The organism is Burkholderia sp. MSh2 (assembly GCF_000731655.1).
Classification (GTDB): domain Bacteria; phylum Pseudomonadota; class Gammaproteobacteria; order Burkholderiales; family Burkholderiaceae; genus Burkholderia; species Burkholderia paludis.
Window position 1 is genome coordinate 1 of record NZ_JPGM01000008.1, and the last position, 15,084, is coordinate 15,084.

Annotated in this window: 12 protein-coding genes; 6 read left to right on the forward strand and 6 right to left on the reverse strand. The window is 69.3% G+C overall.

All coding sequences use genetic code 11. From position 1 onward, the window contains the following. Nucleotides 1-14 precede the first annotated feature (14 nt). The 3 genes from GQ57_RS06535 to GQ57_RS06545 all read left to right on the forward strand — a co-directional run bounded on the left by GQ57_RS06535 (nt 15) and on the right by GQ57_RS06545 (nt 3,246). On the forward strand, nt 15-1,418 hold the full coding sequence (locus GQ57_RS06535) for a TAXI family TRAP transporter solute-binding subunit (protein WP_063934560.1): 1,404 nt from the start codon (nt 15-17) through the stop codon (nt 1,416-1,418). A 96-nt stretch (nt 1,419-1,514) separates the two neighbouring features. Continuing rightward, entirely contained in the window at nt 1,515-2,153 is a 639-nt protein-coding gene (locus GQ57_RS06540) for a DsbA family protein (RefSeq protein WP_031399540.1), read from the forward strand. A 145-nt stretch (nt 2,154-2,298) separates the two neighbouring features. After that, nucleotides 2,299-3,246, forward strand: coding sequence for a LysR family transcriptional regulator (locus tag GQ57_RS06545; RefSeq protein WP_031399541.1), 948 nt, complete (start codon nt 2,299-2,301; stop codon nt 3,244-3,246). Between the two features lie 16 nt (nt 3,247-3,262). On the opposite strand, the gene GQ57_RS06550 is transcribed toward GQ57_RS06545, so the two are convergent. The 4 genes from GQ57_RS06550 to xdhA all read right to left on the reverse strand — a co-directional run bounded on the left by GQ57_RS06550 (nt 3,263) and on the right by xdhA (nt 8,463). Next, nucleotides 3,263-3,664 (reverse strand): polyketide cyclase, encoded by a 402-nt coding sequence (locus tag GQ57_RS06550; RefSeq protein WP_034197437.1) that lies wholly within the window; start codon nt 3,662-3,664, stop codon nt 3,263-3,265. Nucleotides 3,665-3,754: 90 nt separating this feature from the next. Continuing rightward, nucleotides 3,755-4,372: a xanthine dehydrogenase accessory protein XdhC gene (gene xdhC, locus GQ57_RS06555; RefSeq protein WP_052001108.1), complete on the reverse strand. Its 618-nt coding sequence runs from the start codon at nt 4,370-4,372 to the stop codon at nt 3,755-3,757. A 164-nt stretch (nt 4,373-4,536) separates the two neighbouring features. Next, nucleotides 4,537-6,891 (reverse strand): xanthine dehydrogenase molybdopterin binding subunit, encoded by a 2,355-nt coding sequence (gene xdhB / locus GQ57_RS06560; protein WP_031399544.1) that lies wholly within the window; start codon nt 6,889-6,891, stop codon nt 4,537-4,539. A gap of 18 nt (nt 6,892-6,909) precedes the next feature. Then, entirely contained in the window at nt 6,910-8,463 is a 1,554-nt protein-coding gene (gene xdhA, locus GQ57_RS06565) for a xanthine dehydrogenase small subunit (RefSeq protein WP_034197439.1), read from the reverse strand. 347 nt (nt 8,464-8,810) lie between these two features. On the opposite strand from xdhA, the gene GQ57_RS06570 reads away from it, so the two are divergent. Further along, nucleotides 8,811-10,025 (forward strand): MFS transporter, encoded by a 1,215-nt coding sequence (locus GQ57_RS06570; RefSeq protein ID WP_034197440.1) that lies wholly within the window; start codon nt 8,811-8,813, stop codon nt 10,023-10,025. A 121-nt stretch (nt 10,026-10,146) separates the two neighbouring features. Here GQ57_RS06570 and GQ57_RS06575 read toward each other — a convergent pair whose 3' ends face one another. Then, entirely contained in the window at nt 10,147-11,037 is an 891-nt protein-coding gene (locus GQ57_RS06575; RefSeq protein ID WP_031399547.1) for a DMT family transporter, read from the reverse strand. A 132-nt stretch (nt 11,038-11,169) separates the two neighbouring features. Here GQ57_RS06575 and GQ57_RS06580 point away from each other — a divergent pair, with 132 nt between their 5' ends. After that, nucleotides 11,170-12,105 carry an AraC family transcriptional regulator gene (locus tag GQ57_RS06580; protein ID WP_031399548.1) on the forward strand — a complete coding sequence of 312 codons (936 nt, stop codon included), beginning with the start codon at nt 11,170-11,172 and terminating at the stop codon, nt 12,103-12,105. An 18-nt stretch (nt 12,106-12,123) separates the two neighbouring features. Here GQ57_RS06580 and GQ57_RS06585 read toward each other — a convergent pair whose 3' ends face one another. Then, complete coding sequence (locus GQ57_RS06585) at nt 12,124-13,335, reverse strand: pyridoxal-phosphate-dependent aminotransferase family protein (RefSeq protein ID WP_031399549.1); 1,212 nt, start codon at nt 13,333-13,335, stop codon at nt 12,124-12,126. Nucleotides 13,336-14,076: 741 nt separating this feature from the next. On the opposite strand from GQ57_RS06585, the gene GQ57_RS06590 reads away from it, so the two are divergent. Beyond that, nucleotides 14,077-15,060 (forward strand): LysR family transcriptional regulator, encoded by a 984-nt coding sequence (locus GQ57_RS06590; protein ID WP_031399550.1) that lies wholly within the window; start codon nt 14,077-14,079, stop codon nt 15,058-15,060. Nucleotides 15,061-15,084: the final 24 nt, after the last annotated feature.

Sequence of the window (15,084 nt, forward strand, 5' to 3'; positions counted from 1 at the left end):
GGCGTGACGCATCGGTGACGGTCGTCGCGGTGTCGTGGCGCGACCTCGCGCTGTCGATCGGCCCCACCGTGCTGCTCGCCGCCGCGGCCGTCTGGCTCGCGGTCCGGCTGATCCAGCCGGCGCCGCCGTCCACCCTCGTGATTTCGTCCGGGCCGCCCGGCAGCACGTACTGGAATGCCGCGCAGAAGTACAAGGAGATCCTCGCGAAGAACGGCGTCACGCTCGACGTCCAGTCGTCCGAAGGGTCTGCCGAAAATCTCGCCCGGCTGTCGAACCCGAACGCGCCGGTCGACGTCGGTTTCGTTCAGAGCGGCATCGGCCCGAAGGAGCGCGACGAACACCTCGTGTCGCTCGGCAGCATCGGCTACGTGCCGCTCGCGATCATGTATCGCGGCCCGGTCGTCGCGCGCCTGTCCGACTTCAACGGCAAGCGGCTCGCGCTCGGCACCGAAGGCAGCGGCGCGCGCGAGCTGAGCCTCGCCCTGCTGAAAATGAACGGCATCGTGCCGGGCGGCTCGACCGAGCTGCTGCCGACCGCCGGCGAGGACGCCGCCACCGCGCTGCTCGAGGGCAAGATCGACGCGGCGTTCCTGTCCGGCGACTCGACGCAGATTCCGGTGATGGCGAAGCTGTTCCGTGCGCCGGGCGTGCACGTGTATTCGTTCACGCAGGCCGAGGCGTATGCGCGGCGCTTTCCGTACCTGACCGCGATCACGCTGCCGATGGGCGTCTACGATCTCGGCCGGAACCTGCCGCCCGCCGACATCCATACGGTCGCGCCGACGATCGAGCTGGTCGCACGCGACTCGCTGCACCCCGCGCTGTCCGACCTGCTGATCGAGGCGGCGCGCGAGGTGCACGGCCATGCGACGATCCTGCAGCACGCGGGCGAGTTCCCGTCGCCCGTCACGCGCGGCTTCCCGCTGTCCGACGACGCCGCGCGCTACTACAAGTCGGGCAAGACCTTCCTGTACCGGCGGCTGCCGTTCTGGGTCGCAAGCCTCGTCGACCGGCTGCTGGTCGTGGTCGTGCCGCTGATCGTCGTGCTGATTCCCGGGTTGCGGCTCGTGCCGTCGCTGTACGGCTGGCGCGTGCGCTCGCGCATCTACCGCTGGTACGGCGCGCTGATCGCGCTCGAGCGCAGCGCGCTCGGCGAGCACACCGCCGAGGAACGCGTCCAGCTGCTCGACGAGCTGGACGACATCGAGGAAGCCGTGAACCGGATGAAGATGCCGCTCGCGTACGCCGGGCAGTTCTACGTGCTGCGCGAGCACATCGGCTTCGTGCGCGAGCGGCTCACCGCGCACGACCACGATGCGCCGGCGCATCCGCCCGGCACGGGCGGCCCGCCGGCGGCCGGCGCCGGGGCCGCGCCGCCGGCCGGCGATCCCCCCCGGGCGACTCCCGGTTCCGCATAGGCGGACGATCCGCGATCATTGCCGCATGCGCGCGCCGCCGCGTAACATGGAGGGCGGCGCCGCCGGGCGCGGCATGCGCCCCCACTGGAGATCGCCATGACAACCGGCCTCGATACCGCCCAGCCCGCCTGGTTCTTCGACTTCGTGTCGCCGTTCTCCTATCTGCTGCTGGAGCAGCACGACAAGTGGCCGGACGTGCCGTTCGAGCCGGTCGCCGTATCGCTGGCCGACCTGCAGCGCCACTGGGGGCAGCGCCCGGGCGCCGAGGTGCCGGCCAAACGCGTGTTCACGTACCGTCATGCGCTGTTCCGCGCGGAACAGCTCGGCATCCGCTTCAAGATGCCGCCCGCGCACCCGTTCGATCCGGACAAGCTGCTGCGTCTCGCGATCGCGCTGCGCGCCGATATCGCGACCGTGCTGGAGATGTTCCGCTTCATCTGGCGCGACGGCAACGATCCGTCGACGCCGGAAGGCTTCGCGGCGCTGTGCGAGCGCGTCGGCGTCGGCCACGGCGACGCGCTGATCGAATTCGAGGGGACCGCCGCGCAACTGGCCCGCAACAACGCCGACGCGATCGCGCTCGGCGTGTTCGGCGTACCGACCTTCTGGATGAACCGGCAACTGTTCTGGGGCGAGGACGCGCTGCCGATGGTGCTGTACTGCGCGCGCACGCCGAACTGGCTCGAATCGCACGAGGTCACGCGCATCAGCACGCTGCCCAAGGGGCGGGCGTGATGGCCGGTATTACGCACGGCAACGCGCGGCTGCGGTAAGGTTAGGGGCCGTTCTCGCGGCCACCCCGCATGACGGGATCCATGCCCCGGGAATGCCCGGTTCGCATCCCGACCGCCTCCAATTTCGCCCGAATCACCCCGCATCGATGGAAGACGACGACCGTACCGCCTCGCTCGACATCTGGCTCGTGCGCGTATTGCGCACGCTGCTGCTCGAGCGCAGCGTCACGCAGGCCGCCCTGCGGCTGAACCAGACCCAGCCCGCGATCAGCACCGCGCTGCGCAAGCTGCGCGAGACGCTGAACGACCCGATCCTCGTGCGCGGCAAATCCGGAATGGTGCCGACCGAATATGGCGCGTCGCTGCTCGAAGCCGCGTCGCGCGCGCTGCGCGAAGTGGACTTCATCGCGACGCCGCACGGCGATTTCGATCCGTCTTCCGCACGACGCACGTTCCGCGTCGCCGCGCCCGACTACCTGAACGATTTCTTCATGCCGACGCTGATCGAGCGCTTTCGCGACGCGGCGCCGCATGCGCATCTGGAAATCGATTCGCTGAATCCCGCGCTCGACCATGCGGGCGCGCTCGAATCGGGCGCGCTCGATCTCGTGATCGGCAACTGGCCGAAGCCCGACCCGCAGTTCGCGCGCCAGGACCTGTTCTCCGACACGATCGTGTGCCTGATGCGCGATGCGCACCCGCTAGCGCACGTGCCGCTCACGCGCGAGGCCTACGCGTCGGCCGCACATGTCGCGCCCACGCCGTACACCGGCGACAAGCGCAATGCGATCGAGATCGGCCTCGCACGCGCGCGCCTCGCGCGACGCATCGTGACGACGCTGCCGTATTTCGGGATCGTGCCGCAGGTACTGCTGCAGGCGGACCTGATCTTCACGACGACGCGCCGCTTCGCGACGCACTATGCGCAGTTGCTGCCGCTCGTCGTCGTCACGCCGCCCGTGCCGTTCCCGCGCATCAAGAGCTACCTGCTCACGCATCCGCAGCCCGACCGCCCGACCGACGTCGCCTGGCTGTGCGCGCTGATGCAGAGCGTGTCCGACGAGCTGACGGTCGCCCGCGGCCGCAAGCGCTAAGCCGCCGCGCGGCCGCTCAGGCCGTGCAGAACGTTTCCTGCAGATGCATCCAGCGCACGACGCCCGCCGCGTCGCGCTCGAACACGGCCGTCGCGCGACGGGCGGGCAGCGCGCCCGATGCCGCATGCTGCGCTTCGAGATAGGTGATCGTCGCATGCGACGCGTCGGCGGCGAGCACGCGGGTTTCCGACAACGCGATGCGCAGCCCCGGCTTCGCGCCGGCGAGCTTCGCGAACAGCGCGCGCGTGCCGTCGAGGTCGACCGCGCGGCCGTCGGTCAGGATCATCGTGAAATCGGTGGAGAACGGCGCGAGCAGTGCGTCGAGCGACGCAGGCGCGGTGTCGGCGCCGGACAACCAGCGCTCGATGGCGACGAGGCTCGCTTCGAGCGCGTCGAGATAAACCCGGTGATCGGACATGGTGCGTGCACGAAAAAAGACGCGGCCCGCTGCCGCGCGTCGTCGTGCAGTGTATGCAAAAACGCGCCGCGGTGCGCCGGCGGCATGGTGTTACCGCGCACAGGCCGCGTCGTCGCGCGCAAGCGCCGACGCGGCTGCCTTCGCATCGGCCACCGGCATGCCCGAACGCGCCTGCAGCAGTTCCGCGCACACGGCCACCGCGATCGCGCCCGGCGCCTTGTCGACGATGCCGGCGACGCCGATCGGGCACACCATCTCCACCAGCCTCGCCGGATCGACGCCGCGCGCGGCCAGCCGGCGCTCGAACTTCACGCGCTTGGTGCGCGAGCCGATCATCCCGAAGTACGCGAAATCGCGCCGCCGCATGATCCGCGCGGCGAGCGAGAAATCGAGCGCGTGGTTGTGCGTCATCACGAGGAAGTACGTGCCGGGCGGCGCGGCGTCGACCACCGCCTCCGGCGTGTCGGTCGGCTCCGGCTGCACGTTCGGCGGACATTCGTCCGGGAACAGTTCGTCGCGCGTGTCGACCCACTGCACGACGCACGGCAGCGCGCCGAGCAGCGTGACGAGCGCGTGACCGACGTGCCCTGCGCCGAACAGCACGACGTGCATCGGCACCGGCGTGCCGCTCGTGCGGTTGCGCCGGCCGGTGCCCTGCGCGAACGCCGGGACCGGCGCGGCGCGAAGCGAGCGGGCGGGGCCGTTCACGTCAGCCTCCGTCGGGCCGTCCCGGGGGAGCAGACCACCCCCTCGGGGGGCAGCGAACGCAGTGAGCGCGGAAGTCGTTTCATATCGACCTCCGTCGGGCCGTACCAGGGCGGCTGACTGCCCCGTCGGGGGCGGCGAACGAAGCGGGCGGGGAGCGTTTCATCTCAGCCTGCCCGACCCGCGCGCACCGCCTGCACGGCACGCAGGATCGATTCGCCGGTGGCCGGCGCGTCGAGCGGCGGGTTCACCCGGTAATCGCCGACCGCCGCGACCGCGTCGCGCACCGCGAAGAACACCGAGAACGGCAGCAGCAGCGGCGGCTCGCCGACGGCCTTCGAACGGTGGATGCTGTCCTCGACGTTGCGGTTCTGGAACAGCCGCACGTTGAATTCGGGCGGCGTGTCGTTCACCGTCGGGATCTTGTACGTGGACGGCGCGTGCGTCATCAGCTTGCCGCCCTTGTTCCACCACAGCTCCTCGGTCGTGAGCCAGCCCATCCCCTGGATGAACGCGCCTTCGACCTGGCCGATGTCGAGCGCCGGGTTCAGCGACGCGCCCACGTCGTGCAGCGCATCGACGCGCAGCGTGCGCATCTCGCCCGTCAGCGTGTCGATCACGACTTCCGACACGGCGGCGCCGTACGAGTAGTAGTAGAACGGTCGGCCCTGCAGCTTCGACTGGTCCCAGTACAGCTTCGGCGTCGCGTAGAAGCCGTCCGACCACAGCTGCACGCGCGCGAGGTACGCCTTCGCGATCACTTCGCCGAACGGCACGCCGTGACCGCCGATCCACACGACGTCGTTGCCGAACTTCACGTCCGCCGCATCGGCCTTGCCGTCGCCGAACTGCTTCGCCGCGAACACCGCGAGCCGCTCGCGCAACTGGCGCGCCGCATCCTGCGCGGCCTTGCCGTTCAGGTCGGAGCCCGTCGACGCGGCCGTCGCGGACGTGTTCGCGACCTTGCTCGTGTCGGTCGCCGTCACGCGGATCCGGCTGAAGCGGATGCCGAGCTCGTGCGCGACGACCTGCGCGACCTTCGTGTTGAGCCCCTGCCCCATCTCCGTGCCGCCGTGGTTCACGAGCACCGAGCCGTCGGTATAGATGTGCACCAGCGCGCCGGCCTGGTTGAAATGCGTGACGTTGAACGCGATGCCGAACTTCACCGGCGTGAGCGCGATGCCCTTCTTCAGCACCGTGTTGCGCGCGTTGAATGCGCGCACGCCCGCGCGCCGCGCGCGGTAGTCGCTCGTCGTCTCGAGTTCGCCGAGCAGTTCCTGCAGCACGTTGTCCTCGACCGTCTGCCCGTACGGCGTCACGTTGCGTTCGGTCTTGCCGTACAGGTTCGCGTAGCGCACGTCGAGCGGATCGCGGTCGAGCGAACGCGCGATGTCGTCCAGGATGTACTCGATCGCGAACGCGCCTTGCGGGCCGCCGAAGCCGCGGAACGCGGTGTTCGACTGCGTGTTGGTCTTGCCGCAATAGCCGGCGATGTCGACGTCGCCCAGCCAGTACGCATTGTCGAAATGGCAGACCGCGCGCGTCATCACCGGGCCCGACAGGTCGGCGGAAAAGCCGCAGCGCGACGTCATGTCGAGCGCCACGCCGTCGATGCGGCCGTCGTCGTCGTAGCCGACGTCGAAGCGGTAATGAAAGTCGTGCCGCTTGCCGGTGATCATCATGTCGTCGTCACGGTCCGGGCGCAGCTTCACCGGGCACAGCAGCTTCCACGCGGCGAGCGCCGCACAGCACGCGAACAGGCCCGACTGCGATTCCTTGCCGCCGAACCCGCCGCCCATCCGGCGGCATTCGACGAGCACGTTGTGCGACGCGACGCCGAGCACGTGCGCGACCAGGTGCTGCATCTCGCTCGGATGCTGCGTCGAGCAGTACACGTGCATCCCGTCGTCGTCCTTCGGCACCGCGTACGCGATCTGCCCTTCGAGGTAGAACTGCTCCTGGCCGCCGAGCAGCATCTCGCCCGACTCGCGGTGCGGCGCGGCGGCAAGCCGCGCGGCCGCGTCGCCGCGCGCGAGCTTCAGCGGCGGGATCACGTAGGTTTCGGCCCGACGCGCTTCCTGCGCGGTCAGGATCGCCGGCAGTTCCTCGTAGTCGACCTGCGCGCGGCGCGCGGCGAGCCGCGCGGTTTCGTGCGACGTCGCGACGACCATGAACATCGGCTGGCCGACGAACTGCACGATGCCCTTGGCGAGCACCGGGTCGTCGTGAATGATCGGGCCGCAATCGTTGACGCCGGGAATGTCGTCGGCCGTGAACACGGCGACCACGCCCGGCGTCGCGCGCACCGCGTCGAAGTTCATCGACACGATCCGCGCGTGCGGCTTCGCCGACAGCCCGAGCGCCGCGTGCAGCGTGCCCGCGACGGTCGGAATGTCGTCGGTGTAGGTGGCGCGTCCGCTGACGTGCAGGTGCGCGGACTCATGCGCGCGCGATACGTGGACCTGCGCGGCGTCGGCTTGCGGATCGAGGGTGCTCAGGAACGGTTCTGCTTGCTGGTTCATCGTCGGTGTTCTCCGTCTTCAGACGCACGCCGCGCCGGTGCCGGCTTCGGCGGCCACTTCGCGCACGCTGAGGGCGTGCGGCGGCAGCGGGTCGTGCGGGCGCGTCTCCAGCCAGAAGCGGTACATCAGGTTCTTCGCGGTATCGAGACGGTAGGTGCTCGTCGCGCGCATGTCGGAAAGCGGTTGATAGTCGCGCTCGAGCGCCTGCATCGCGGCCTGCGCGGTGGCCTCGTGCCACTGCGCGCCGTCGAGCACGGCTTCGGTGGCGGTCGCGCGCTTGGGCGTCGCGGCCATCCCGCCGAACGCGATGCGCGGCTCGCGGAGCGTGTCGCCGTCCGCGATGAACGCGAACGCCGCGCAGACGGCCGAGATGTCGGAGTCGAACCGCTTCGACAGCTTGTAGGTGCGGAACTGCAGCTTCTCGCGCGCGCCGGTGCGGGTCGGCACCTTCAGGCCGACGACGAATTCCTCCGGCGCCATGTCCTTCTGCTGGTAGCCCGTATAGAGCGCCTCGAGCGGCAGCTCGCGCACCGTGTCACCGCCGCGCAGCACGACCCGCGCGCCGAGCGCGATCAGGCCCGGCATCGAGTCGCCGATCGGCGAGCCGTTCGCGACGTTGCCGCCGATCGTGCCGGCATTGCGGATCGGCAGCGACGCGAAGCGCTTCCACATCTCGGTCAGTTCCGGATACGTGCCGGCGAGCGCCGCATATGCCTTCTCGACCGTCACGCCCGCGCCGATCTCGATCCAGTCGTCGCGCTCCACGACGCGCCGCAGTTCGGCGATCTGGCCGACGTAGATCAGGTCGTCGAGCCGGCGCATCTGCTTCGTGACCCACAGGCCGATATCGGTGCTGCCCGCGAGAATGCGCGCGTCGGGCCGCGCGGCCTTCAGCGCCGCCAGCGCGTCGAGCGTGCGCGGCGCCGCGAAGCGCGCGCCGCCGGCCGTCGTGTAGTCGAACGTGTCGTCGCGCCGGAGCGACGCGAGCGTGCGGGCCAGCGCGGCCGCGTCGACCGGCCCCGACGCGCCTTCGCCTGCCGCGCCGAACATCTGCACGGCCGCATCGACGATCGGGCGGTAGCCGGTGCAGCGGCACAGGTTGCCCGTCAGCGCATCGGCGATCTCGGTGCGCGTCGGCACGCTCGTCTCCTTCGCGCACGCGCCGCCGCCGCAGCCTTCGTGGCCGTGCTTCTCGTACAGCGCCCACATCGACATCACGAAACCGGGCGTGCAGAACCCGCATTGCGAACCGTGGCAATCGACCATCGCCTGCTGCACCGGGTGCAGCGTGCCGTCCGGCTGGCGCAGGTCCTCGACCGTCAGCAGCGCCCGGCCGTCGAGCGTCGGCAGGAACTGGATGCAAGCGTTGACGGCCTTGAACTCGACCGCGCCGGTATCGGTCAGCTCGCCGACGACGACCGTGCACGCGCCGCAGTCGCCTTCCGCGCAGCCTTCCTTGGTGCCGGTGCAATGCGCGTCCTCGCGCAGGTATTGCAGCACGGTGCGGGTGACGTCCGCGCCGCTGACTTCGCGGATCGCGTGACGATGGTAGAAGCGGATCGGCTCACTCATGTCTCTATGATTCTTCAAATGGGGGCTAGGCGGCCTGCGGCGTGCGCTCGACCGACGTCTTTCTGACAGTTTGCACGCTATCACCGTCAAATCTCGCAACCCATAGCCCATCACGCATGAGGCCCATATAACTGCCGCGATATGGGCCCGGACGAAGCGCCGGCGCCGTCCGGCGCGTTGCCCCGCGACGCGCCGCGCGCCGATCCGCATCGCCGGGACGCGCCCGACGAAATCGGGTCGCGATTAACTAAATGGTACCTGCGTGAAAACCGGTTCCATGGGAAAATCCCGATTCCGTTTTTCGCCGCCTCCCGTTCCGTCACGTTTCACCCATTCGTTCCGACCCCATGTCCACCGATTCCGCCATACCGCCGCGCAGCGGGTTCGCGGTCACGCTGCAAATCGTGTCCGTCGTCTGCTTCACGTTCATCTGCTACCTGACCATCGGCCTGCCGCTCGCGGTGCTGCCGGGCTTCGTCCACGACGATCTCGGCTTTTCCGCGATCGTCGCGGGCGGCGCGATCAGCGTCCAGTATTTCGCGACGCTCGCGTCGCGGCCGCTCGCCGGGCGCCTGGCCGACACGCTCGGCCCGAAGCAGACGGTGCTGCGCGGGCTGATCGGCTGCGGCGTGTCGGGCGTGCTGCTGCTGGTGGCCCTGCTGCTGGCGCACTGGCCGGTCGCGAGCCTCGTGCTGCTGGTCGGGAGCCGGCTCGTGCTCGGCGTCGGCGAGAGCCTGTGCGGCACCGGCGCGATCCTGTGGGGCATCGGGCGGGTCGGCGTCACGCACAACGCGAAGGTGATCTCGTGGAACGGCATCGCGACCTACGGCGCGCTCGCGCTCGGCGCGCCGGTCGGCGTCGCGATCGCGCATACGCTGAATCCGGCGCTGATCGGCGTGATCGTGATCGCGCTGGCCGCCGCCGGCTTCTACCTCGCGCGCCTGATCGCTTCCGTGCCGCTCGTGCACGGCGAACGGATGTCGTATGCGAGCGTGTTCACGCGCGTGCTGCCGCACGGCCTCGGCCTCGCGCTCGGCTCCGCCGGCTTCGGGTCGATCGCGACCTTCGTCACGCTGTATTACGCGGCGCGCCACTGGCCCAACGCCGCGCTGTCGCTGACCGTGTTCGGCACGCTGTTCATCGGCGCGCGCCTGCTGTTCGCGAACACGATCAAGACCTACGGCGGTTTCCGCGTCGCGATCGTGTCGTTTGCGTTCGAGTGCGCGGGCCTCGTGCTGCTGTGGCTCGCGCCCGTGCCGCACGTGGCGCTCGTCGGCGCCGCGCTGACGGGCTTCGGCTTCGCGCTGATCTTCCCGGCGCTCGGCGTCGAGGCCGTCGCGCTCGTGCCGCCCGCGAGCCGCGGCGCGGCGCTGTCCGCGTATTCGGTGTTCCTCGACCTGTCGCTCGGCATCACGGGCCCGCTCGCCGGCTATGTCGCGGGCGCGTTCGGCTATCCGCAGGTGTTCCTGTTCGCGGCCGCCGCCGCGGCGGCGGGCGTCGCGCTGTCGATGGTGCTGTACCAGCGGCAGGCCCGGATGGCGGGAAGCAGCGCGGCCGCCTGAGCGCGCCGGCCCGTTGCACGGCGGCCGGTCGCGCAGCGGCCGCCGAGGCAAGCGCCCAAAGAAAAAGCCCGCATCGCGCGGGCTTTTTCTTGTGTTGCGGCCGGCATGCCGGCTGCCGCGCTCACGCCGTCCGCAGCAACAACCGGCGCGTCAGGTCGAACGCGACCAGATTGCCGGCCACCACGAGCAGCAGCCCGATCACCGCGAGCGGCGACCACTGGTAGCCCTCGAACACCGTCGACACGGCCAGCGCGACGATCGGAAACAGCACCGTGCAATACGCCGCGCGCTCCGGCCCGATCCGGCCGACGAGGGTCAGATAGGCGGTAAAGCCGATCACCGAGCCCGGTACGGCCAGATAGACCAGCGCGCCCAGATAGCGCGGGCTCATGTCGGGCGCAAACGGCAACCCGGCCGCCGCGCTGCCGACGGTCAGGATCGCCGCACCGATCAGCATCGCCCAGCCGTTGGTCGCGAGCGGATGCAGCCCCATCGACTGCATCCGGCTCGACAGCAGGTTGCCGGCCGAGAAGCACATCGTGCCCGCGAATGCGATCGCAAGCCCCGTCCAGGTCGCGTGATCGTCGAGATGGCCGGCCATCTGCTGCCAGAACAGGCATGCGATGCCGGCCAGGCCGAGCAGCGCGCCGGCGATCGCCGACGGCCGCAGCGGGCGGCCCATGAACAACCGGCCGTTGATCGAGTTCAGCAGCGGCGCGGTCGAGAAGATCACGGCGACGAGGCCGCTCGGCACGACCTGCTCCGCATAGTAGAAACACAGGAAGTTCAGGCAGAACAGCGCGAAGCCCTGCGCGACGAGGTAGCGCCACGCTTCGCGCGGCGGGCGGGCCGGCCGGCGCATCACGCGCAGCAGCGCGAACAGCACGGCGGCCGCGAGCCAGAAGCGCCACGCGATCGACACGGGCGGCGGCACCGAGCCGAGCTGCCACTTGATCGCGATCCAGGTGGTGCCCCAGATCAGCACGGTGACGAAATAAAGCGACAGGTTCATGGCGACATCCGGAAATCGGGTGAAACGGGATTTCGACTATGCCGCCGGCCGGTGCGCGCCGATTGTCCGGATTTGCGGTCTTTTTCGGGCCGCCGCACGCGCCGCCGTGCGCCCGCTTATACTCGGCGCATCATGAGCTTCTCCCTCTCCGCCCCGCCCGTCGACCGCGCCGCCGCCCTGGCCGGCGGCGACCTGCCGTTCGGCCTGCAGTCGGTCTGCCGCACGCTCGCCGAAGCGAACGCTACGCTCGAGCGCTTCGCGTGGCTCGGCGACCATCTCGCGATCGCCGAATGGACGCGCATCACCGACGAAAGCGAGACGATCTACGATCAGCCGGGCCACCACACGCTGTCGTGCTACCTCGACGGCGGCTACCGGACGGAACGCCAGCGCGTGCCGCGCTACGGCGCGCCGAGCCTGCTGTGCGCGCTGCCGGGCGACCATGAATCGCGCTGGTGGGTGCGCGGCGAGATGCACTTCATCCACCTGTATTTCCTGCCCGAGCACTTCACGCAGCGCGCGATCCGCGAACTCGACCGCGAGCCGCGCGAACTGAAGCTCGCCGACCGCACCTATTTCGAGGATGCGCGCGTCGCCGCCCTGCTCCGGGGGCTCGCGCTCGAAGGCTGGGACGACGCCGACGAACGGCTGCGCGTGAACGAAACCGCGCACGAAGTGATGAGCCTGCTGCTGCGCGGGCAGAGCACGACGCGCACCGACACGTCGTTCCGCGGCGGGCTCGCGCCGGCCGTGCGCCGCCGCGTGCGCGACTACATCGACACGTACCTGACTCAGCCGCTGACGCTCGGCGAGCTCGCCGACGTCGCCGCGCTGTCGGAATACCACTTCTCGCGGATGTTCCGGCTGTCGTTCGGCCGCGCGCCGCACGCGTGGGTGGCCGAACAGCGGCTGGCGCGGGCGCGCGAGTTGCTGCGCACCACCTCGCTGCCGCTCGCGCAGATCGCGGCCGATTGCGGCTACGCGAACGCCGGCCACTTCAGCCACCGCTTTCGCGATGCGCACGGCACGACGCCGAATACCTACCGGCGCGCGATGCAGGGCCGCTGAGCGCGGCCCGCCGGCGGCTTAAGCGCCGCGTCGCGACAGTTCCTGCTCGAGCGCCGCGACGCCGGCCGGCAGGTCGATCGGCACCTTCAGGTCGACCATCGTGCGGCCGAACGCATGCAGCGTGCGGAACAGGTTGTGTTCGCGGCACTGCTCGCCCATCTGCCCGATCCGTACGATCGGCAACCCGAACGAGCCCGAAATCTCGACCTGGTAGTGCTTCGAGATATGGCCGCAAACCATCCCGGGCGTGAGCCCTTCCGGCGTCTCGATCCCGACCACCGAGTTGAGACGGCACGCCTTCGGCGCATAGAGCTTGAGCCCCATCGACTCGACGCCCGCCTGCAGCGCGAGCGAGCAGCGCAGATGGCGGGCGAAGCGGCTTTCGAGCGTCTCCGCGCAGACGAGCCGCAACGCCTCGTGCAGCGCCAGCACGCCCGACACGGGCGCCGTGTAGTGGTAGCCCGCGTTGTGCCAGAAGTTCTCCGCGAGCGCCATGTCGAGGCACCAGTGCGCGTTCGGCTCCGGGCGATGCTTCATGCGCTCCCACGCGGCATCGGAGAACGCGATCAGCGACACGCCCGGGATCGACGACAGCCCCTTCTGGCCGCCGGTGATCACCGCGTCGATGCCCCACGCGTCCATCTCGAGCGGCATCGTCGACAGCGTGCACACCGCATCGACGACGACCAGCGCGCCGGCCGCCTTCGCGAGCGCCGCGATGTCGCGCAGGTCGCGGTTCCACACGGTGTTCGACGTCTCGCCCTGCACGATCGTGACGATCTCGGGCCGTTCGCGGGCAATCGCGTCGGCAATCTCGTCGAGGCTCGCGACCGAGCGATCGGCCACTTCGAGCGTCGCGATCTCGGCGCCGACGCGCGTGGCCATCTCGGCCATCCGCGCGCTGAAGAAGCCGTTGCGGATCGACAGCACGCGCGTGCCGCGCCATGCCAGGTTCGAGATCGCCATTTCCATCGCGGCCGAACCGGGGCCCGCGACACCGAGCACCCACTTCGTGCGCGTCTGGAACACGTAGCGCCCCATCTCCTTCACCTGCTCGATGATCTTCGCCATCGTCGCACCGAGGTGGTTGATCACGACCGCGTTCGCCTTCGCCACGGCGGCCGGGATCGGAACCGGGCCGGCCCCCATCATCAGCAGCGGTTCTTCGGGCAGGATCGCGTCGAGCGGCACGACGACGGGACAGGGAATCGGCGAGTAATCGATGGACATGGCTGGTCAGAGGTGAAGAAAGGAAGTGCACGGACGCTCGCCGCGCTGCCTGGCGAACTGATCGATCATTCCGCGTTCCGCGGCCTCGCGCAAGAGGCACACGCGACCGGACAGCGCGCCGGTGGCCCGGTCGCCCGACCGGGCCGGCCGGCCGCGCGGCATTGCCTGCCGGCGCGCGGGATTCGAAAGGCAATCCCGGCCGGTAGTGAAACGGTTCCATCCGCGCGATTTTCTCCGCCAATAACGCCGTGATTCCCCGATACCGACGGTTCAGCACGACTTGCGTATCGAAAAAATCGACCGGATGCGCGATAAAAATCGCCGCATGGAATCCAAAAACGCAATGCACGCATGCGCCTAAAAACATCTATTATCGCGGCATGTATTGGGGATCGATTGCATCCATTACCGGAGCGAGCCCGATGAAATTCCAATCAAGTCATTGATTCAAATAACAAATATTCGTCACGCCGACGCACATCCCAATATCCTGCCGCCTTTGAACGGCAGGCGCCCGAGGCGTCGCCGCGTTTAACCGGTACCTTCTATTTCGATTTTCCGCAACCCGCCCCTTTTCTCAGGTTGACGGATATCGCTTCTGTATTGAACAATCATCTGCGGAATCGAAAAAAACGATTTTTCGATACGAAGGAGAACTGGGGGCCGTGCGATGCGCTTTCGAGGTTGCGCGGCGAAAAATCACTACCATAATCAATCAACCGGGCCAGAAATACGCGAGCCATGAACCAGATTCAGACCATGCGTGTATTCGTCTGCGTCGCCGAGCAGCAGAGCTTCCGGCGCGCGGCGCACCATCTCGGCGTGTCCAATGCACTCGTCACGCGTTCGATCGCGATGCTCGAGGGCCACCTGAACACACGGCTGATCCACCGCACCACGCGCAACCTGTCGCTTACCGAGGCCGGCGTGCGCTACCTCGACGGCTGCCGTGCGCTGCTCGAGGAATTCGACCACCTCGAATCGTCCGTCGCGCACGCCGTGCGCGAACCGGCCGGCACGCTGCGCGTCGTCGCGTCGGGCCTGCTGTCGCCGCTTGCGCTGACGCCGCTCGTCAGCAGCTTCCGGCACCGCTACCCCGAGTTGCGCGTGCAACTGACCGTTGCCGAAGGGCCGCTCGACGTACTCGATTCGGGTTACGACGTCGGCATCGTCACGGGCAACCGGCTCGAAGGCAATCCGACGCTGATCGGCCACGCACTCGCGCCGAACCCGTTCGTCGCATGCGCGGCGCCCGCCTATCTGGAGCGACGCGGCGAGCCGCGCCTGCCCGACGACCTGCCGGGCCACGACTGGGTCACGCTCGCGCCGCACCAGCACGCGCCCGCGTGGCAACTGGTCGGTCACGACGGCGTCGCGCATTCCGTCACGGTGCGCCCGGCCTGCACGGTCAACCAGCTCGCGCTCGTCCAGGCGGCCGCCGTGGCCGGCGCCGGCATCGCGGTGCTGCCCGAGCCGTGCGTCGCCGACGCACTCGCCAGCGGCAAGCTCGTCCGGCTGATGGCCGGCTACCGGATCGACGATCCCGACACGCAGCTGTCGCTCGTCTACCCGAACCGCCAGTACGTGCCGGCCCGCACGCGCAGCTTCGTCGAGCACGCGCTCGATCACTTCAGCGCACCGGCGGCCCGCGAGCGGACCGACTACGGCTTCATCCGGCCGTCACGCGGGCCCGAACGCGCCGACATCGTCACGGGCCTGCAGTAAACTGCGCGCGTCAGCCATTGGAGG